Origin of the sequence: Cypionkella sp. TWP1-2-1b2 (genome assembly GCF_049896245.1) — a bacterium.
GTDB lineage: Bacteria > Pseudomonadota > Alphaproteobacteria > Rhodobacterales > Rhodobacteraceae > Cypionkella.
Genome location: NZ_JAFCTX010000001.1, coordinates 115,463 through 135,217 on the forward strand (window position 1 = coordinate 115,463; position 19,755 = coordinate 135,217).

Below are 19,755 nucleotides of genomic sequence, written 5' to 3' on the forward strand. Positions count from 1 at the left end.
TGCGGTTGCAGCACCTCACCGGACGGCAGGTCTGGGACGCTGCACTCAGCCATAGAGCCGCTGATCCCGGCCCGCCCTGATGCAGATCAATGCCAGCCTTGCAAAAAACGCGCATGGATCACCGCGATGCCGCCTTTGTCCGATGCGTCGGTGGCCGCCCTTAGCGGAGACGATCCATGGACAGCGCCCTGCCAAACCCCGCGCCTTTGCCAAGCCCCACCGCTTTACCGGGGCTTTCCCTTGCTCAGGCCGCGAGCCGCCTGACCGCCGATGGCCCCAATGCCCTGCCGCGCGCCAAGCGCCGCTCGCCGTTGCGGATCATCCTGAACGTGCTGCGCGAACCGATGCTGGCGCTGCTGCTGGGCGGTGGCGTGGTCTATCTGTTGCTGGGCAGCCGGGCCGAGGCGCTGATCCTGCTCGCCTTTGCCTGCATGTCGATCACCATCACCGCTGTGCAAGAGGCGCGCACCGAACGTGTGCTTGATGCGCTGCGCGATCTGACCAGCCCGCGCGCGCTGGTGATACGCGGCGGCGAACGGCTGCGCATCGCGGGCAGTGATGTGGTGCGCGGCGATCTGATCGTGCTGGCCGAGGGCGACCGCGTGCCCGCCGACGCGCGGCTGTTGCAAGCGGCAGATCTTTCGGCCGACGAATCCCTGCTGACCGGCGAGGCGGTGCCGGTGCGCAAGGCGGTGGGCGCTGCGGCGGCCAATGCTCGTCCGGGGGGTGAAGATCAACCTCAGGTGTTTTCGGGCACGCTGATCGTGCGGGGTCAGGGGTTGGCCGAGATCACCGCCACAGGGGCGCGCAGTGAAATCGGCAAGATCGGCACGGCACTAGACCAGTTGGAAACCGGCACGCCGCATTTGCAACGCCAGATGCGGCGCTTGGTGCTGGCTTTTGCGCTGATCGGCGGGGCAGTGGCGCTGTTGGTGGTGGCGCTTTACGGCTGGCAGCGCGGCGATTGGCTGGACGGCGTGCTGGCGGGTATCGCAGTGGGTATGGCGATGCTGCCGGAAGAATTCCCGATGGTGCTGGCGGTGTTCATGGCGATGGGGGCATGGCGGATTTCCAAGGCGCGGGTGCTGACGCGCCGGGCCTCGGCGATTGAATCGCTCGGGGCCGCCTCGGTCCTCTGCACCGACAAAACCGGCACGCTGACCGAAAACCGCATGACGCTGGCGGCGCTGCATCTGCCGGATGGCCAAGCGTTTCTGATCGGGCCTGACCCGGTGCCAGATGCCTTTCGCGAGCTGGCGGCTGCGGGGGTGATGGCCTCGGCACCCCAGCCGCATGACCCGATGGAACAGGCGTTTCACAGGCTGGCATCAAGGGATTTGCGCAAGGGAGAGACTCTGCCCGGCGAGGGCCGCAAGCTGATCCGATCTTATCCGCTGTCGGCCAAACTACTGGCGATGTCGCAGGTGTGGGAACGCGCTGACGGCAAGGGCGGTCATATGGTGGCCGCCAAGGGCGCGCCCGAGGCGATTGCCGATCTGTGCCATCTGTCGGCGACAGCGCGGCAAGCGATGATGCAAGGCGTGGACGCGATGGCCGCCAAAGGTCTGCGTATTCTTGGCGTCGCCGAAGCGGCCTTTGCAGGGCCAAACCTGCCCGCCGATCAGCATGATTTCGAGTTTCGCTTCCTTGGGCTTGTCGGGCTTGCCGACCCGTTGCGCGCGTCTGTCCCCACGGCGGTTGCGCAATGCAAATCGGCGGGGATCAAAGTGATCATGATCACCGGGGATTATCCGGCCACCGCGCTGGCGATTGCGCAAGCTGCGGGGATTGGCGGCGATCAGGTGATTGACGGCACCGCCTTGAGCGCGATGACCGACGCCGATCTGGCCATGGCCGTGCAGACCGCCACCGTTTTCGCCCGCATCCAGCCAGAGCAAAAGCTGCGCATCGTGCGGGCCTTCCAGGCCAGTGGTGCGATTGTGGCGATGACGGGCGACGGGGTGAATGACGCGCCCTCACTGAAAGCCGCCGATATTGGTGTGGCGATGGGCGGACGCGGCACTGATGTCGCGCGCGAGGCCGCAGCGATTGTGCTTCTGGACGATGATTTCGGTGCCATCGTCACCACGGTGCGGCTGGGGCGGCGGATTTATGACAACCTGCGCAAGGCGATGGCGTTCATACTGGCCGTGCATGTGCCGATTGCGGGCCTTGCGCTGATCCCGCTGGCGTTCGGCATGCCGCTGCTGTTCGGCCCGGTGCATATCGCCTTTCTGGAGATGGTCATCGACCCGGTGTGTTCGCTGGTGTTTGAGGCAGAAACCGAAGAAGACAACGTGATGACACGGCCACCCCGCCCGGTGGCCGAGCCGCTGTTTTCGCCGCCGACGATTCTGTGGGGTCTGCTGCAAGGCACGTTGGTGCTGGGTATTGTCTCGACGATCCTGTTCCTTGCCCCCGGCTATGGCTTTGACACCGATCAGGTCCGCGCCCTGAGTTTTCACGCGCTGGTGCTGTGTGTGGTGGCGCTGATCTTCGTCAACCGTTCGATTTCATCGTCGATTGTCACCGCAATCACCCGGCCCAACCGCGCATTGGCTGTGGCCTTGCCCATTGTGGCGGTGCTGCTGGCGGTGACGGTGTTCTGGGCCCCTGCCCGCGATCTGTTCAGCTTTGGCGCGCTGGAACCACAATGGTTGGTGGTGCCCTTGGGTGCGGGGGTGCTGGTTTTGCTGATCTTGGAAATGCTGAAGCCGCTCTGGCGGCAGGCGGCGCTGACGGGGGGCGGCAGCGCGCAGGTTGCCCGGTGATACGACCAATCGTAAGACAGCCTGATTTGGGTCAACGCAGCGATGCGGGATCAGGGGCAAGACAGACACCGATCATCCTTGCATCGACCAAAAGATCGGGTTGGTGCAGGGCATCGCAACGCGGCAAAGGAGACTCACCCATGCTAAAGCGGCGCAATCTTCTGATCGCAGGCGGAGCGGCCCTGATTGCCGGAGCAGGCGCTGCGGGGTATGGCATACGGCAAATAGGCTCGATGGCGGATTATACTGCGCGCGTGGCCGCCCAGCGCGCGCCGCTGCCCGCCAATCCACAGGCGCAGGACCTGATCCGCTTTGCCACCTTGGCCGCCAACAGCCACAACACCCAAGCCTGGAGCTTTCGCGTGGCAGGCAACAGCATCACCCTGCTGCCCGATCTTGCGCGTGCCACGCCTGTGGTGGACCCTGACAATCACCACCTGTTTGTAAGCCTGGGCTGTGCCGCCGAAAACCTGTCCATCGCCGCCGCCTCACGCGGGATGCCGGGAGAGGTGCGGTTTGATCCGGGCGCTGGCGGTGCGATCCACTTTGCCCATGCGACCGCAGCCGCGACCGACACCGCCTTGTCGGATGCCATCCCACTGCGGCAATCGACGCGGGGGATCTACGACGGATCAAGCCTGACCCCGGCAGAGCTTGGCCAGTTGGCAGAGTCGGCGCGCGTGCCGGGTGTTGATCTGATCCTGATCACGGACCGCGGCCAAATCGGGCAACTCGGCGATCTGATCGCGACAGGCAATACCGCCCAGATCGCCGACCCGGCCTTTATGGCCGAGTTGAAGCACTGGATGCGGTTCACGCCGCGCCATGCCCTGCACCCCGGCGATGGTCTGTTCAGTGCCACCAGTGGCAATCCGGTGATGCCTGACTGGTTGGGGCGGTTGGTGCTGGATTGGGCCTATACGGCGCAAGCCGAGAACGACACAAACACCGCCAAGATCGCCTCCTCTGCCGGAATAGCGGTGTTTGTGGCGGCCAAAGCCGATGCCGAACACTGGGTTCAGGCTGGCCGCGCCTGTCAGCGCTTTGCGTTGCAGGCCACAGCGATGGGCTTGAAATAGGCTTTCCTGAACCAACCGGTCGAGGTGGCGGCTCTGCGGCCTCAGCTTGCGGCGCTGATCGGTGTGCCGGGGCGCAGGCCTGATCTGGTGATGCGGTTTGGGCGGGGGGCCGTGATGCCTTATGCGGCGCGCAGGCCAGTTGATGCGGTGCTGTTGTGACGGTGCAACCGCGCGACCCGGCGCAATGCACGGTCCGTTCCGGTGCTGCACACTTGGTCGCAGCGCATGGGAATCCCACGCCATGACCCAAAGGAACCCCGCATGAATATCCTGAAATGGTTTGCCGTCAGCCTTGCCGTGCTTATGCTGGTTTACGCGGGCCTGACCGCTTTTGGCGCGTGGCGCTGGAAGGCCGCGACGCGCGCGCTTGAGGCCGCGCTGGACGCCGCGCGGCTGGATGGCCGTATCACGCGGTACGATGCGGCCGAGATTGCAGGCCTGCCCGCCCCGGTGCGGCGCTACTTTGAACGGGCGCTGAGCCACGGCCAGCCGATCATCCGCTCGGTTGACCTCAGCCAAAGCGGCACCTTCAACCTCAGCCTTGTCACCCCGCAATGGAAGCCGTTCACGGCGCGCCAGCATGTCACCACCGCCCGCCCCGGCTTTGTCTGGGACGCCGCGATCCTGATGTTTCCCGCTCTGCCTGTCCGGGTGGTGGATGCCTATATCGCAGGGATCGGCATGCTGCGCCCGGCGATCCTCGGGCTGTTTGCCTTGGGTGCGGTGCAGGGCAAGGGCGAGATCGCGCGCGGCGAATTGATGCGGTATTTCGCCGAAGCGGTCTGGTATCCGACAGCGCTTTTGCCCAGTCAGGGCGTGGTCTGGCAGGCGGTGGATGACAGCTCTGCCCACGCCACGATCAGCGATGGCGAGGTCAGCCTGACCCTGCTGTTTCGCTTTGGCGCGGATGGGCTGGTGGCCGAAGTCCACGCCGACGCACGCGGCGGTATGGTGGGCAACACCGTGGTGATGATGCCGTGGGACTGCCGGATGTCGCAGTATCGGCGGCAAGACGGGATGCTGGTGCCTGTGATGGGAGAGGTGATCTGGCAGACCCCGCAGGGCGAGAAACCGTATTACCGCGGCAGGATCACGCGGTTGGCCTATGGGTTTGCGGAGGAGGTGTAACACAGACCCTCACCCCGTCACCACGCCCTCGCCCACCACGATCTGCCGCCGACAGGTTGCCGCGATCTTCTCATCATGCGTCGAGATTAGAAAAGTCGTGCCCTCATCGCGGTTGATCTGGCCGATCAGCTCCATCACCTGAATGGCTGAGGCGCGATCAAGATTGCCGGTGGGCTCGTCCGCCAACACCAACTCGGGCGAGTTCATCAGCGCGCGCGCGACAGCGACACGCTGTTTCTGGCCGCCTGACAGGTTGGTTGACGGGAAATCCACCCGATCCGCCAGCCCCATCCGGCCCAGCAGATCCCGCCCCCGCGCCCGCGCCGCAGCGGTTTCGCGACCCTCGCGCACAGCGGTGGGAAAGATCACGTTTTCAAGCGCGGTAAAATCGGGCAGCAGGTTGTGGAACTGAAACACAAAACCGATGTGGCGATTGCGAAAATCGGTCAGCGCGCGGTCATTGGCCGTGGTCAGATCCACCCCCAGCATCATATGGCTGCCCGATGTCGGCTGCATCAGCGTGCCCAGAATGGTCAGCAGCGTGCTTTTGCCCGAGCCGGACGGCCCCAGCAGCGCCGACAACTCGCCCTTGTCCATCCGCAGCGACAACCCGCGCAGCACGCGGGTTTCGGCCTCACCCGCGCCAAACGTTTTCACCAAATCGCTGACCTGCAACAAAGCCTCGGTCATTGGCCGATGGCCGTGACAGGGTCCACCCGCGCCGCCGCACGCGCGGGCAGGATCGCGGCCAAAGTGGCGATGGTGACAGTCAGCAGCACCGCCAGTCCGAATGCGCCTTCGTGCATATCAATCGGCATCACCGAGGGGTTGGCGGCATCACGCGGCGGAAACGCCTGCAGCACGATATAGCCCAACCCCGCCCCCAACAGCCCGCCCAGCAAGCCCACCAACGCGCCCTGACTGACGAACACGAACACCACAAACCGCCTGCTGGCCCCCATCGCCCGCATGATGCCAATCTCGGCTTTGCGCCGGTAGGTGGAGAGCAACAGCGACGACGCGATGCCGATCACGATCGACACCATGGCGAAGGATTTCAACAGCAGCCCGGTCTGGCCCTGCGCCTGCAGCGCTGACATCACTTGCGCACCTTGCTCGGTCCAGGATTTTGCCTTCAGGCCGGTGATCGCGGTGATCCGCAGCGCGGTGGCATCCGCCGCCATCAGATCAGACAGCTTGATCTCGATCCGCGTCACCCCCTGCGGCAGCGCCATCAGGGTGCGGGCGGTATCAAGGCTGACATAGGCGGTCGCACGGTCAAAGCCGCCCTGCCCGATCTTGTAGATGCCCGATACCGTCAGCAAAGCATTGACCCCTTGGGCTGAATCCAGCCGGATGGTATCGCCGACCGTCAGATCAAGATCATCGGCCAGCGTCTGCCCGAGGATGGTAAGCCCGGTGCCCAGCCGGACCGAGCCTGCGACAATGTAGCTATCAAGCTGCACAATCGCCGATTCCTTGCCCGGCTCGACACCGTTGATCGCCACCTGCGCCACTTGGCCGACCCGCGTGATAAAGCCGCTGCCGGTGATCTGGGGTGATACCGCCACCACCCCCGGCAAGGCTTCAATCATCGGCACATAAACCGCCGCATCGCGCAGAAACGCCTGCCGCAGCGCCGATTTTTCCTGTGCGAGCAGGATTTGCCCCAAGTTTTGGTCCAGCAAAAGCGCCGGGTCTTCAACCTCGGCAACAATGCTGACGTGGGCAAGATCGCCCGCGATGCTGGCAAGGATGAAGTTCGCCAGACCGCCGATCAGCGCGCTCATGAAGATAAAGATGAACACACCCAAAGCGACGCCCAGCACCAGCAGCGCGGATTGCGCTTTGGTGGACAGCAGATAGCGAAAGGCGATTTTAAGCGCGTACAGCATCAGGGATCGGCCTTGGCGGCGGCGGGCAGGCTGATCGCCAACCCATCCGACAGACCCGTCGCATCGGTGATCACCACATCGCCCACCGTAAGCGCAGCGGTCACCTGCACCCGGTCTGCGGGCCAATCCACCACGCTGACGTCGCGGCGCACGGCACGGCCTGCCACCGCGACAAACACCGACGCACCCGTGGCATCGCTGATCACAGCCGCGCGCGGGACCGAGATTGCAGCCGCCTGACGCTCGACAATGATGTTCGCCGTCACCGTCAGGCCAACCGGAGCGGTCACGGTCTTATCAAATGCGATCTTTACCGCCAGCCCGCCGGTTGCCGCATCGACCTGCGCCGCCACAAAGCTGACGCGGCCGTCGCGCTTGGTGCTATCGCCCTTCAACTGCAACACGGCGGGCAACCCTAACGTCATCCGCGCGGCATAGCCTTCATCCACATCGGTCTCGACCAGAAGTTTTCCGGGATCGGCGATGGCAAACAACGCGGTGGCGATATCAACGACTTGCCCGACTTCGGCGTTACGGCTTAGGACGGTCCCTGCCACCGGGGCCGCAATGGTGTATTTCGCAAGGCTGATCTGCGCCTGATCCAGCAGGGCCGTCAGGCGCGCCACCTCTTGCGTGGCGGTTTGCTGCGCTGTCCTTGCATCGCCCAGCGCCGTGCGGGTGACGTTGCCGCCCAAAGCCTCGGCCCGCGCAAGATTGGCTTCGGCTTGCGCTTGCGCGGCGAAACCAGCATCCAACCCCGCGATGGCCTGACGCACTTGCGCCTGCTGTCCCGAAGCATCCATCTGCGCCAGAACCTGCGCTTGCTGAACAACCGCGCCCGCCTCGACCAGCACCGATGTCACTGTGCCAGCAACGCTGGGTTTTACCGCAACCAGATGCTGCGGCGCCAACCGCCCGTTCACCGCCAGAACCAAGATCAGCGGCGCGGGCGTGGCCGTCTCAACCGTGACAGCCAGCGCCTTGCTCGCCCATGGCTGAACATACCAAAGCGCCGCAGCACCAAGGACAAGTGCCACCAGACCCGCCCAGATCCACCGCTTGGGGGCTTCCCTAGGGCTAAGCGTTTCTGGCCGCTGGGGCGGCACCGTCAACTAACCGCCTGGGTTGGGCCTCGCAAGGTCCGTGCCCGTGCTGACGGCTGCGCCGCTGGTTGTTTTGCTTTCAGACATCCGACCACCACTTTGACACCGCACGACGCACCACTGCGACCATCTGCGCGGCAGATTTGCAGTAGCGAAATGACGGCTGAGTTGGTTTCACGTGATCTGTCCTGCAAACGAAAGCTGCGCTTTGAACATCCTAGCCACGCGTAACCTAAGGCGCGTTGATCTGGATCAGCGCGCCGCCGCAACACCAAGACTACGGTCACAGCGGGATGCCAAGGCCCCTGCGTTGCCGCTGACTCATTCAGCTGCATACCGGCGATGAGCACCTGAAAATATCTGCTATTCGTTTGAAAAACCAACCTGAAGCAGTGCCAAGACAGCGAATCTGCGCAATCATCAGCCACAACCTGTCAATTCATGTCTGTCCCCAGACACGTTGGCGCAAGACCCGCCATGCCCGGTGCCCCTCTCCTCCCTTGTTGCGCACCGGGCGGGCAACCTTGTTTGTCAGGCAGCGCACGGGACGGCCTCTTGTCAGAATAGGTCACATGCGCGATCTCATCCTGCCAGAGCGCGCCGCATCTCCATGATTCAGCCTATAGATTTTTCTGAATTTTCCGCGATTTCTGCGGATTTTCCCGTGCGTTTGCGGTAACAATCGTCCTTCACAGCCGAAATTCTCGATTTCCTTTCCCCGTCCTCGGCGATTTGGGATGACGCCGCAGGGCAGCTCTGACACATTCGCAGTGATGACGCGGTGCGCGGTGGGGCTGTCGTCTTTGTCACCAGCGGATGCGGGTGGATCAAACCCTTGCCGTCTTGGTGGATCGGGCTTTGGCCAATGGTCCCGCAACAAAGGCAAGGCCCGCATGACGTACCCAGATGTTCTGATCATTGGCTCTGGCATGGGCGGGGCGACGCTGGCTGCGGCTTTGGCACCCTCGGGCAAGCGGATTGTGATCCTTGAGCGCGGCGACTGGTTGAAAGACAGCCCGCAAGCCCGCGATCCGGGCGCAGTCTTTGGCGGCCATTTCAGCCCCGGCGAGACATGGTATGATGCCAATGGCGGCACCTTTACCCCGAACAATTACTACCACCCCGGCGGCAATTCGAAATTCTACGGCGCGGTGCTGATGCGTTATCGGGCGGAAGATTTCCGGCCATTGCAGCACATGGGCGGCACCGCCCCCGGCTGGCCGATGCCCTATGATGCGTTCGAGCCCGATTATCAGGCCGCCGAGGAAATGTATCAGGTGCGCGGCACTTTGGGCGAAGACCCGACCGAGCCGCACCATTCGCGCCCCTACCCGTTCCCCCCCGTGCCGCACGAGCCGGATATGGTGGACCTCTGCAACCGGCTGAAAGCACAGGGCCTGCATCCGGGGGCGTTGCCCTTGGGGGTGGATATTGACCTGTGGCTGAAAGGCGGCCCGCTGACCTTTGACGGCTTCCCGAACACCCGTGGCGGTAAGATGGATGCCGAAACCATCGGACTTGCGGCGGCCCTGAAACATCCCAACGTCACTTTGATCACCAAGGCCCGCGTCACGCGGTTGATCGCCGATGCAGGTCGCATCACATCCGTTGAATATGAACAGGACGGCCAAGCGGCACGGATTTCGGCGGAACTGGTGTGCCTGTGCGCCGGTGCGGTGAAATCCGCCTGTTTGCTTTTGGCCTCAGCGGATGCCGATCACCCCACGGGCCTTGCCAATACCTCTGATCAGGTTGGCCGCAACTTCATGAACCACAATATCACCGCCGTTCTGGGGGTCAGCCCATTCCGCCGCAACCGCTCGGTGTATGAGAAAACCATCCAGATGAACGACTGGTATCTGACCGGCGGCCCGAATGGCGAACCCTTGGGCAATGTGCAGATGCTGGGGCGGATCACTGGCGAGATCATGGCCGCCGAATCCGGCCTGCCTTTGCCAATCTCGCGTTGGCTCGCCGATCACTCGGTGCATCTGATGACGATGTCGGAAGACCTGCCGAACCCCGAAAGCCGGGTGTTTTTACGCGATGGCCAGATCGTTCTGAAATGGCAGCGCTCGAACTGGCAGGCGCATGTTGCGCTGAATGCCAAGCTGAAAGCCACGCTGAAAAAGGCGGGCTGGCCGCTGGTGCTGACCAAGACCTTTGAGAAACGCACCCCCAGCCACCAATGCGGCACCGCACGGATGGGGGCGGACCCGGCGACCAGCGTGGTCAACCCGTTCTGCCGCAGCCATGATCTGGAAAACCTGTTCATCGTCGATGCCTCGGTGTTGCCGACCTCTGCGGCGGCCAATCCGTCGCTGACCGTGGCGGCTTTGGCTTTGCGCACCGCGCGGCATATTTTAGAACGCGGTGCCTGAGCCGCGCTAACCCTCCAGCCCCCGCGTCATCGCCTCGACCAAGGCCGCGACCTCCCCCGGCAACTGCGCACGCGGGGTGGCGACAAACCGCGCCGTCAGCGCCAGCATCACCACGCCATGCACGGCGGCAAACACCGTCAGCGCGCGCTGGCGCAGCGCGGCCCCCGCGAGATCAGGCCGCAGCTTGGACAAGGGAGCGATGATCTGTGCGACCAGCACCGCGTGTTCATCGCGGTGCCAATCCGGGGCCTCGATGCCTTCCGGCAAGCGATGGGTGAACAAGGCCGCCCACAGCCGGAAGTTCTGCAAGGCAAAGCCGACATAGCCCTGCGCAAGTTCAGCCATCACCGCGCGCGGGCCATGCCCCGGCACCACCGCCGCCTGCAACGCCGCCCCAAGCCGTGCCAAAGTGCGCGAGTTCACCTGCAGGATCAACCGATCCAGATCCTCAAACGCGGTATAAAGCGCGCCCAAGGCACAGCCCGCATCTGCCGTCACATCGCGCGCCTTCAGCCCGTTCAAGCCACCCGAAGCGATTCGGGCCTCGGCGGCGTCGATCAGGCGCTTTTTCAGATCCTCGCGCTGTTCTTCGCGATTGCTGCGCATTTCGCCCTCGATTGTTTCGTGAACGGCGTTCATTATTTTCTTGAACAGCGTTCATGCTTCTGTCATACAGAGTTCATGAACACGGTTCATAACAAGGGAGAGTAAAATGTTCAAACTGTTTGTCACCCTGTTGCGCGGTCGCAACGCTGATGCAACGGATGCTTTGAGCGATACTTTGGCGCTGCCGATCCTGCGCCAACAGCTGCGCGATTGCGCCGGCGGGGTTGAGGCCGCCCGCCGCGCCGTCGCCATGGTGATGGCCTATGCCGAGCGCGAACGCAAAGCTTCGGCCCGGATCAGCGCCCAACTGGCCGATCTGGAAACCCGCGCTTTGGACGCGCTTGCCAAAGGCCGCGAAGACCTTGCGACCGAAGCCGCAGCTGCGATTGCCCAGCTGGAGGCCGAAGCCGCCACCACCGCCCGCGCCTTGGCGACCTATGATGCCGAAATCGCGCATCTGCGCGGCGTGTCGTCGGATGCCGAGGCCCGGCTGCGCGATCTGCAACGCGGCCAGCGCCTTGCGATTGCCACCGATCACACCCAGCGTCTGCATGGCGCAGCGGCTATCGCCACTTTAAGCGAGGCCGAAGCCACCCTCGCCCGCCTGCAGACCCGTCAATCCAATACAGAAGCCGCCCGCGCGGCGGTGCTGGAACTGTCGGCCTCGACCAATGCCGAAGCGATGCAGAACCGCCTCGCTGCTGCGGGATGCGGTGCGCCTTTGCGCCCCGATGCAGCATCAGTTTTGCAGCGCCTGAAGGCCCGCGCAGCGTAAGCCGCTTTGCCTAATCTCACGCAAGACCACAACATATTGTGTTTTCTTCGCTAAAATCTGCCAGATCACACAAGTCATTCCCAGCGGGGAAAGCCTTCAAAGCCGAAAGCCAATACCCGGCAGATGAAATCAACGCGCCAAAATCCCAACCCAATCCAAGGACCCTCAAAATGAACGACGTGCTCGTTGCCAAACCCTCGACCGCCTGGACCATGTTCACCTATCTCAATTTCGGCGTCGCCGCCGTGATGATGGCAGGCGGCATCTACTTTCTTGAGGCAACCTTCGCCGCCAAAGGCTTCTATGCCATGGCAGCACTGATGCTGGTCAGCTCTACCGCCGCGATCACCAAATCCATCCGCGATGCCGAGGAATCGCAGCGTCTGCACAACAAGATCGACGAAGCCCGCACCGAGCGTCTGCTGATGGAAGTCAACACGCAGCAGCGCTAAGGTCAGGCGAACCGGGTCGCGCCATCGGTGCGGCCCGATCCTTTCAAGACAAGTGCTTTGTTGGAGATCACAATGGCCCCCCTGCCTCTCACCCCCCTGCGCCGTTTTGGTCGCGGGCTTGGCCATCTTGGCTTTATCCTCCTGCTGGCGCTTGGCACGGCATGGACTGCGACAGCGCTTTATATCCAACTGCACGGTTGGGTGCAGATCTCTGCTTGGGTGGCCTTGGCATCAGCGGTGCTGGCGGTGCTCATCTTGCGCTTTGGCAAACGCCGCCTGGGCTGGCTTGGCTTTGCGATTGCGGCTTTGGCGGTGGCTGGTTGGTACATCACCATCCACCCCCGGCAAGACCGCGACTGGGCACCGGATGTGGCGCATGGGGTGTCCGGTACGGTTGCGGGCGATCAGCTGACGCTGAAGAACGTGCGCAATTTCGACTGGACCTCGGATTTGGAAGCCATCCCGCATTGGGAAAGCCGCAGCTATGATCTGAGCCAGCTTGAAACCGTCGATATGATCACCTCGACCTGGGGCGATCCGAATATCGCGCATCTGATCGTCAGCTTTGGTTTTGCTGGCGGAGATCATGTGGCATTTTCGGTCGAAATCCGCAAAGAGAAGGGCGAGAGTTTTTCCTCGATCGGCGGGTTCTTCCGGCAGTTCGAACTGGTGCTGATCGCCGCGGATGAGGCTGACGTGGTGAAAGTGCGCACCAATTTCCGGGGCGAGGATGTGCATCTGTTCCCGGTCAAACTGGATGCAGCCCAACGCCGCGCCTTGTTGCTGCGCTATATCGCCTTCGGCAACCAACTGGCTGAGGCCCCGGTGTTTTACAACACCGTCACCGCCAACTGTGCCTCGACGGTGTATAGTCTGGTGCAGGTGATCAAGCCGGATATGCCGTTGGACTCTCGGTTGCTGTTCTCGGGACAACTGCCAGAATATATTGACGAATTGGGCGGTCTGCCGGGCGATATGCCGATGGATCAGCGCCGCAAGCTGGCCGAGATCAGTGCTTTGGCACTGACATGGCAGCCGGGGCAGGATTTCTCGGCCCTGATCCGGGGACAGTAGGGTTTGCGCAGCTTTGCTGCATCGACCAAGCCCGGGGTTTCACACCCCCGGACCCCCGTGGGATATTTGAGCAGAGAGGATGACAGTTTTAGATAAGTTTGAGGGCGTTTTGCGGCTAGTTGGCGAGATCGAGATACACCCCATTCGACCAGCCAAAGCCGTCTTGCAACGCATATTCACCGCCTGTGCTGGGGGCAAGCGGATCTAACACGTTGTATTTTTCGACAAACTTACCACTGGCATGAAACACCGTATCGCAGGTGGCAAGCCAGCGCTGGCGCAGGGTTTCGGCCAGATCATGCAAGCCATAGCGGCGCAGGCCCTGCACCGCGATCCATTGCAACGGGGCCCAACCGTTCGGGCTATCCCATTGCTGGCCCGAGGTGATGTTGGTGGTCAGCAACCCCCCCGCGCGCAGCAGATGGGTTTGCATCCAAGTCGCTGCGGTTTCGGCTTGGTCTTGGGTCGCGGCCCCTGCGTAAAGTGGAAACATGCCAGCGGCGGTGGTCAGCAGGTTCCGCGTACCATCTGCGATCAGAACATCGTGGAAATAACCGGTCTCGGCACTGTAAAAGCGCTTCGAGATTTCGGCGCGGCGTTGGTTGGCGGCGGCGCTATAGCTGGGGTCGCCGGAAGCTTCGGCAAGGATTTCCGCGTAGCGCAGCAGCAGACAGTTCAGATCCACAGCCCAGAGATCGGTGGTGCGAATCGTGGTCAGATCCATCGGATCGGTCAGCCAACGCGCCGAGAAATCCCAGCCACTTTCGCAAGCCGCGCGTAAGTGGCGGAAATAGTCTGCGGGGACGCCGTTGTGCTGCGCCTCAAGATCGGTGCCATACATCTCGACGTGCGGGCCTGCGGCTTCGTCCCAATAACGGGCGAGGCCCTGATAAGTGTGAGCGCTTTCGATGAAATAGCGGTATTCGCGTTGCATTGCAGGCAGATAGCGGGCGTAAGTGGCGGGCAGATCGCCGATTGCGCAGCCATAATCCTGCACCATTTGCGCGAAGAATGGCGGCTGCGCGCGGGTCAGGAAATAGCTGCGAAAGCCATTGGGGATATGGCCGATTTCGCTGATCGCATAGGCGAAATTATCCAGCATATCGCGCACCAGCCCGGTTTGCCCCGATTTCAGCAGGCCGAGTTGGGTGAAATAGCTGTCCCAATAATACGCCTCTTGGAACCGCCCACCGACCACGACGTAGGGATGCGGCAAGGCAAAGCGGCTGGAGCGTTCATTTGGATCATCGGCGGGGCGGATCAGATGCGGCCAGATCGCTGCCAGATGCTGTTTTGGACTGTGTTTGGGGTTAGTGTGATAGGCATTTTCATCGGCGGCCACGGGGCGAAAATGGGCGGCATAAAACGCTTTCAAATCGACAATGCTGTTGGCCTTCGCCAGATGGTAAGCGTGCAGGATTTCCGTCGCGGGCGACAACAGGATTGAATCGGAGATCGCCTTTTCATCTGGCCAAATCCCAGACAGATGCAGGTCTGTGAACAGATCGCCGAGGCTATGTTCCAGATGTTCCATGGCAGCCTCCCTATGCTCTGATCTCTCCAAAGCGTATTCAAATTGCTTGCGCAACAGGCGTGTTGTCACCGAGGCACAAAAATCGCGGCTAGCGCAACTCCATCCGCAGATATTGCGTGCGTAGCGCCGCTGCCGACAGCCGCAATCCCTATTACTGGAAAGTCGACAACTCCGGCCAGCAGCTGACCTATCTGGATGAGGTGCAGTACCGCCTGTCAACTTGTGGCGACCGCGATGTGCAGGCTGTGGCAGGCACCAGCGATTTTTCCAACCTTGAGCAGCCGGAAAACTTCGTCGAAAGCCTGAAGAATGCCGCCGATCCGGCGAACCCGGCGCGTCTGGTTTTTGGTCCGCGCTCGATTGCTTATCAGCTGTTCTTCAACCTGTCGGCCAATGGCTGGGGCGAACCCGATGCCCGCGCCCAAGCCCTGCGCGAGTTGAACCGCAACCTCGATTTCCGCAAAGCCGTCACCAACGCCGTGGACCGCCAGCGTATTGGCGACAGCCTTGTCAAAAGCCCGTTCACAGCGCTTTATGCGGGTGGTTTGCTGACATCGACCTCCCATTTTGACCCGGCGTCTACCGTGTTTTAGCCATTCTCGCTGGAAAGCGCTAAAGAGGCGTTAAAGCCGGCTGGGCTAGGGGATACCGTTGGCGATGGTATGGTTAAGGTCGCAGGCGGTGAGGATATGAATATCACCCTGCTGGTCAATGCCGATTATACCACCGACAAGAACATCGCCGAAAGTGTGGTGGCGATGATGGCCGATGCGGGCGTCAAGCTGACGCTGAACAGCCTCGCGGGCAAAGACTATGACAACGCCCGCGAAAGCGGCCAGCACGACTGGATATCCGTCGCAACGACCCAGAGTTTGTCTCGGTTGTGCAAGGCATTAGCCGTCTTGCCCTCACTGGCCCGGCAACCGCCACTTGGCAATATGCCAATGCCAAAGGCGAGTTGGACCTGCTGCCCTATGAGCAGAAACTGGTCGATGACATCACCGCCTTCAACAGCACGCAAGATGCCGCCACCTGTGCCGATGCGATGAAGGATTATCAGAAAACCTTCACCGAAAACGTCAATGCCGTCGGTCTGACCGCCTATCGGGGCGCGCTGATCATCAACAAGCATTTCGCCAATATCCCCTTGGGCGCGCCGCTCTTCATGTACAACTGGACGGAAGCCAACATCATCCGCGAGCGCGTTTTCATGCCCGCAGACAAGCAGATCGGTGCCGAACCGCATCCCGGCAAATTGGCCGCAAAACTCGGTGAAAGCACGATTATAGCTGAGTAGTCGCGCCAAACCTCCGCGGTGGGGTGGTATACCCTGCCCACCGGACCCGCCCCTTATCGCGTCAGGCAAGCCACATGCGGCGTTTCCTTGTGATCCGCATTTTGCAATCCATTCCCGTGCTGATGGTGATGAGCAGCATCACCTTCGTCATCATCCAGGCCCCGCCCGGCGATTACGGCGATTTCATCCGCGCCATTGTGATCGTGCAGGGCGGTGCCACCCCCGAAGCCGCCACTGCCGCCGCCAATGCCTCCTGTGAGGCGAATGTTCTGAACGATCCGATGGTGCTGCAATATGGCCGCTGGATCTGGGGCATCCTCGTTCTTGGTGATTTCTGCATGTCTTACGCCTATAACAAACCGGTGCTGGATGTGGTGATGCAGCGCCTGCCCGCCACCATCGCCATCGCGTTGACCTGCCATCTTCTGGAGTCCTTGCTGGGGATTTCCTTTGGCATCCTTGCGGCGGTGCAGCAATACACTTGGGTCGACACCGTGCTGACGATCATCGCTTGCCTTGGCATGACCATTCCGCGCTTACTGCTGGCGCTGATCATCCTCTATATCCTCGCCTACAAACTGAGTGCGCAGGAAATCGGCAGTTTCTACCCGTCAAAATTCGGCGGGCAAGCTTATTGGCTGGGCTGGTTTAACTTCAACCGGGCCAAGCTGTGGAACCTGATCCAGCATATCTGGCCAGTGATCCTTGTCGCCACCATCGGCGGGATGGCCTGTAACATGCGGGTGATGCGGGCGAATTTGCTCGACACCCTGAACGCGCAATATGTAGAAAGCGTCCGTGTCAAGCGGCTTGGCTAGGGGGCCGTGATCCTGCGCCATGCGGTGCCGAATGCGCTGCAGCCGCTGATCGTCTACCAAGGCGTCGCGCTGCCCTATAGGCTGACCGGAGAGATTGAGGTCGCCACCGTCTTCGGCCTCGCCACCATCGGCCCTGCCATCGTGGGTTCCATGGCGATCGGCGATGTCTATGTCACCGCCACTTTGCTGCTGGTGCTGGTGGCCACCCTGATTATCGGCAATATCATCGCCGACCTGCTGCTGGTCGCCCTCGATCCCCGCATCCGCGTAGGAGGAGATACATGAGCACGGTTTCTGGCCCCCATATCCACGCAGGCGAAGCCGCAGATGAGCGGCTTTCGACCGCGCCTTCGACCTCGCAAAGCCACCCGGCCCTCATCTGGCACGCTTCCGCAAATCCATCCCCGGCATGGTCGGCTTCATCTTGGTCTGCGCGCTGCGGATCATCGCCATCTTCGCCAATGTCTTCGCAGCGATGAACCCCAACGCCGCCACCGCCTCTTCGCGCCGCCGGATCAGATTTCCTTCTTCACCACAGACGGCTTCACCCTTTGGACCGTCGCCTACGTCATCACCGAAAGCGCCGAACTTGACGCCGTCACCTACCAGTCGCTGATGGGCCCGGATATGGAGAACCCGCGCCCGCTGGCCCTGTTCGCCAAAGGCTGGAAGTATAAATTCTGCCTGATCCCGACCAACCCCCACTTCATTGGCCTGTCTGACGGCAGCCCGCCGCACATCCTCGGCACCGACAAATTGGGCCGCGATACCCTGTCGCGTAGCATTGTCGGCAGCCGGATCAGCCTGATGATCGCGCTGGTCTCGATCACCCTGATCACCGTGATCGGCAACTTGGCGGGTATCAGTTCGGGCTATGTTGGCGGGTTATCTTGGCGGCCGATTTGACATGTGGTTTCAACGCTTTGTCGAGATCATCCTCGCCTTCCCGCAGCGGCCGCTTTCCCTCGCCCTCACCACACTGATCCCCTTCGCGGCGCCGTCCTACATCTTCCTCAGCTTCGTGATCTTGGTCATCGTCGGCCTCGACTGGGCGCATCTCTCCCCTGAAATGCGCGGCCAAACCATGTCGATGGCCCGCGTCGATTACGTCCGCGCCGCGATGACCGTCGGGGCCTCCGACCGCCGCATCATCACCGCCATATTCTGCCCAACGTGATCAGCCACGTCATCGTCGCCGTCACCCTCGGCATCCCGACGATCATCCTGCTGGAGTCTTTCCTCGGTTTCCTCGGCTTTGCGGTCAAACCAGCGCTGATCTCTTGGGACATGATGCTGCAAAACGCTGGCAGCTTCAGCGCATCGGTTCCTACGCGTGGATTCTGTCGCCCGCAGGTTTCGTGCTGCTCGCCGTCTTCGCCTTCAACGCGCTGAGTGATCTACGGCAACATCGCCAACAAAGGGTTTACCCCCACAACTGCCCAAAGGTTGTGCTGTAAAGTCCCGATTCTGGTGGACAATAGCGGCTTGCAACCCAATGTTGTGAAAGACATTCCGCCGCAACTGATTGCATTGATGCGCACCAATATCAACGTGCAGGAACTCACCGTCGCAGCATTGGTCAATGAAAATCGCGAACACATTTACCACGCCGCAATGCTCGACCCGCACACCGAGGCCGAACTTGATCTCGACCAAATCTGGAACCTGACCCAAGATCTGCTTGCCGCCCACGATGATTGGCTGCCCGCATGGGCACGGGTTCAAGCGCGCAAAGCAGGCTAAGATGAGATTCAAAAATCGTCATAATCGGCGCAGGATCGGTCGGGTTTTACCAAGAATCTCTGCTCGGATACCCTGAATATGCCGGAATTCGCCGGGATCGAGATCTCCCTCACCGATATCAATCCGCACAGCCTTGAACAGGTTGAGAAAATTATTTCACGCATCGTGAAGGTGAGCAATCTTCCCACCCGCATCACCGCCACAACCGATCTGCGCGAAGCCCTGAAAGACGCGCGACATATCATGAATGTGATGCGCATTGGCGGGTTAAAGGTTTTTGCCGACGACATCCGTATCCTGCTGAAGTACGGCGTCGATCAATGTGTTGGTAACACGATCTGCGCGGGTGAGCTGATGTATAGCGCAGCGCGGCATCGTGACGATGCTGAAGTTTTGCCAGGAAATCAAAGAGGTATCCGAAACCGGCGGCTATCTGCGCTAGACTGCCGAGATTCGCAACTGGTTTGAAACCGATTTCCCGGTGTTTCTGGAAGAAGCGGGCAAGCACTTGTTGGACTACGAGCATAGCGACGAACACGCCAGCCACATCCTTGAAGCACAGGAAACGGGTCGTAGCTATCGCGGCCATTTCAATGTGAAAAACGGCGTCATTATCCAAAACTTACCTGACGATTGCATCATCGAAAGACCCAGTTTTGTCGATCGTTTCGGCATCAATATGGTCGAAAATGCCCCCTTACAGATGCCTGTGCGGCGAGCTGCAACGTCTCGGTTTCGATGCAAGGGATGGGGATGAAAGCCGCGATTTCCGGTGATGTTTACCTGCTGAAACAAGCCGTTCTGCATGACCCGCTGGTCGGTGCGATCTGCGCGCCGGATGAGGTCTGGCAGATGGTCGATGATCTGTTGGTGGCGCAAGCGCAATGGCTGCCGCAATACGTCTCTGCGATTCCGGCGGCGACCCTGCGGCTAAAAACCCCGAGAGTGAAAACCAGCGACTGGGCCGTAGCGGCGCGGTTGGCACAAGGAAAAAGGCCGCTGAGGGCCACGGTTTGAGCACCAAGCTGATGGAGTAAGCCTGAAACTTATCTAAAATTGTCATCCTCTGCGCGCAAATATCCCACGGGGGGAGCGCAGC

Annotated in this window: 21 protein-coding genes and 2 pseudogenes; 18 read left to right on the forward strand and 5 right to left on the reverse strand. The window is 61.4% G+C overall.

From position 1 onward, the window contains the following. Positions 1-176: 176 nt before the first annotated feature. The 4 genes from ACP7AP_RS00635 (at position 177) to ACP7AP_RS00650 (ending at position 4,978) form a co-directional block, all read left to right on the forward strand. Entirely contained in the window at positions 177-2,771 is a 2,595-nt protein-coding gene (locus tag ACP7AP_RS00635; RefSeq protein WP_426031185.1) for a cation-translocating P-type ATPase, read from the forward strand. Positions 2,772-2,911: 140 nt separating this feature from the next. Next, positions 2,912-3,850: an Acg family FMN-binding oxidoreductase gene (locus tag ACP7AP_RS00640; RefSeq protein ID WP_426031187.1), complete on the forward strand. Its 939-nt coding sequence runs from the start codon at positions 2,912-2,914 to the stop codon at positions 3,848-3,850. A 24-nt stretch (positions 3,851-3,874) separates the two neighbouring features. Further along, positions 3,875-4,009 (forward strand): hypothetical protein, encoded by a 135-nt coding sequence (locus tag ACP7AP_RS00645; protein WP_426031189.1) that lies wholly within the window; start codon positions 3,875-3,877, stop codon positions 4,007-4,009. Positions 4,010-4,111: 102 nt separating this feature from the next. Next, on the forward strand, positions 4,112-4,978 hold the full coding sequence (locus tag ACP7AP_RS00650) for a DUF6920 family protein (RefSeq protein WP_426031191.1): 867 nt from the start codon (positions 4,112-4,114) through the stop codon (positions 4,976-4,978). A 9-nt stretch (positions 4,979-4,987) separates the two neighbouring features. On the opposite strand, the gene ACP7AP_RS00655 is transcribed toward ACP7AP_RS00650, so the two are convergent. Genes ACP7AP_RS00655 through ACP7AP_RS00665 form a run of 3 tightly spaced genes read right to left on the reverse strand, consistent with a single transcriptional unit; the run spans position 4,988 to position 7,910 of the window. Next, complete coding sequence (locus ACP7AP_RS00655) at positions 4,988-5,668, reverse strand: ABC transporter ATP-binding protein (RefSeq protein WP_426031193.1); 681 nt, start codon at positions 5,666-5,668, stop codon at positions 4,988-4,990. Beyond that, positions 5,665-6,873, reverse strand: coding sequence for an ABC transporter permease (locus tag ACP7AP_RS00660; RefSeq protein ID WP_426031195.1), 1,209 nt, complete (start codon positions 6,871-6,873; stop codon positions 5,665-5,667). The genes ACP7AP_RS00655 and ACP7AP_RS00660 overlap by 4 nt, the downstream gene beginning before the upstream one ends. Continuing rightward, complete coding sequence (locus ACP7AP_RS00665) at positions 6,873-7,910, reverse strand: efflux RND transporter periplasmic adaptor subunit (RefSeq protein ID WP_426031197.1); 1,038 nt, start codon at positions 7,908-7,910, stop codon at positions 6,873-6,875. The genes ACP7AP_RS00660 and ACP7AP_RS00665 overlap by 1 nt, the downstream gene beginning before the upstream one ends. Before the next feature lie 959 nt (positions 7,911-8,869). On the opposite strand from ACP7AP_RS00665, the gene ACP7AP_RS00670 reads away from it, so the two are divergent. Next, positions 8,870-10,357, forward strand: coding sequence for a GMC oxidoreductase (locus tag ACP7AP_RS00670; protein ID WP_426031199.1), 1,488 nt, complete (start codon positions 8,870-8,872; stop codon positions 10,355-10,357). Positions 10,358-10,363: 6 nt separating this feature from the next. Here ACP7AP_RS00670 and ACP7AP_RS00675 read toward each other — a convergent pair whose 3' ends face one another. After that, the gene (locus ACP7AP_RS00675; protein WP_426031201.1) at positions 10,364-10,963 is read right to left on the reverse strand and encodes a TetR/AcrR family transcriptional regulator; all 600 of its coding nucleotides are present in this window, start codon (positions 10,961-10,963) and stop codon (positions 10,364-10,366) included. Between the two features lie 106 nt (positions 10,964-11,069). On the opposite strand from ACP7AP_RS00675, the gene ACP7AP_RS00680 reads away from it, so the two are divergent. The 3 genes from ACP7AP_RS00680 to ACP7AP_RS00690 all read left to right on the forward strand — a co-directional run bounded on the left by ACP7AP_RS00680 (position 11,070) and on the right by ACP7AP_RS00690 (position 13,264). Further along, on the forward strand, positions 11,070-11,738 hold the full coding sequence (locus ACP7AP_RS00680) for a PspA/IM30 family protein (RefSeq protein ID WP_426031203.1): 669 nt from the start codon (positions 11,070-11,072) through the stop codon (positions 11,736-11,738). Between the two features lie 170 nt (positions 11,739-11,908). After that, a complete protein-coding gene (locus ACP7AP_RS00685; protein WP_426031205.1) occupies positions 11,909-12,190 on the forward strand; it encodes a YiaA/YiaB family inner membrane protein in 282 nt (93 codons plus the stop codon). A gap of 72 nt (positions 12,191-12,262) precedes the next feature. Continuing rightward, a complete protein-coding gene (locus tag ACP7AP_RS00690) occupies positions 12,263-13,264 on the forward strand; it encodes a DUF4105 domain-containing protein (RefSeq protein ID WP_426031207.1) in 1,002 nt (333 codons plus the stop codon). Between the two features lie 115 nt (positions 13,265-13,379). On the opposite strand, the gene ACP7AP_RS00695 is transcribed toward ACP7AP_RS00690, so the two are convergent. Beyond that, positions 13,380-14,798 carry a trehalase family glycosidase gene (locus tag ACP7AP_RS00695; protein WP_426031209.1) on the reverse strand — a complete coding sequence of 473 codons (1,419 nt, stop codon included), beginning with the start codon at positions 14,796-14,798 and terminating at the stop codon, positions 13,380-13,382. Between the two features lie 116 nt (positions 14,799-14,914). Between ACP7AP_RS00695 and ACP7AP_RS00700 the strand changes: the two are divergent. The 10 genes and pseudogenes from ACP7AP_RS00700 to ACP7AP_RS00745 form a co-directional block, all read left to right on the forward strand. Continuing rightward, positions 14,915-15,610 (forward strand): annotated as a pseudogene (locus tag ACP7AP_RS00700) (ABC transporter substrate-binding protein); the annotation flags it as partial. Between the two features lie 71 nt (positions 15,611-15,681). After that, positions 15,682-16,095 carry a hypothetical protein gene (locus ACP7AP_RS00705; protein ID WP_426031400.1) on the forward strand — a complete coding sequence of 138 codons (414 nt, stop codon included), beginning with the start codon at positions 15,682-15,684 and terminating at the stop codon, positions 16,093-16,095. A gap of 74 nt (positions 16,096-16,169) precedes the next feature. Further along, positions 16,170-17,198 (forward strand): annotated as a pseudogene (locus ACP7AP_RS00710) (ABC transporter permease). A gap of 42 nt (positions 17,199-17,240) precedes the next feature. Next, on the forward strand, positions 17,241-17,819 hold the full coding sequence (locus ACP7AP_RS00715) for a hypothetical protein (RefSeq protein WP_426031211.1): 579 nt from the start codon (positions 17,241-17,243) through the stop codon (positions 17,817-17,819). Position 17,820: 1 nt separating this feature from the next. Next, positions 17,821-18,090, forward strand: coding sequence for a hypothetical protein (locus ACP7AP_RS00720; RefSeq protein WP_426031213.1), 270 nt, complete (start codon positions 17,821-17,823; stop codon positions 18,088-18,090). Next, the gene (locus ACP7AP_RS00725) at positions 18,087-18,305 is read left to right on the forward strand and encodes a hypothetical protein (protein ID WP_426031215.1); all 219 of its coding nucleotides are present in this window, start codon (positions 18,087-18,089) and stop codon (positions 18,303-18,305) included. The genes ACP7AP_RS00720 and ACP7AP_RS00725 overlap by 4 nt, the downstream gene beginning before the upstream one ends. Continuing rightward, a complete protein-coding gene (locus ACP7AP_RS00730) occupies positions 18,306-18,656 on the forward strand; it encodes a hypothetical protein (protein ID WP_426031217.1) in 351 nt (116 codons plus the stop codon). A gap of 78 nt (positions 18,657-18,734) precedes the next feature. Next, complete coding sequence (locus ACP7AP_RS00735) at positions 18,735-19,124, forward strand: hypothetical protein (RefSeq protein ID WP_426031218.1); 390 nt, start codon at positions 18,735-18,737, stop codon at positions 19,122-19,124. 13 nt (positions 19,125-19,137) lie between these two features. Then, the gene (locus tag ACP7AP_RS00740) at positions 19,138-19,413 is read left to right on the forward strand and encodes a hypothetical protein (protein ID WP_426031219.1); all 276 of its coding nucleotides are present in this window, start codon (positions 19,138-19,140) and stop codon (positions 19,411-19,413) included. After that, positions 19,410-19,673: a hypothetical protein gene (locus ACP7AP_RS00745; RefSeq protein WP_426031220.1), complete on the forward strand. Its 264-nt coding sequence runs from the start codon at positions 19,410-19,412 to the stop codon at positions 19,671-19,673. Before ACP7AP_RS00740 ends, ACP7AP_RS00745 begins: the two co-directional genes overlap by 4 nt. The last annotated feature ends 82 nt before the right edge of the window (positions 19,674-19,755 follow it).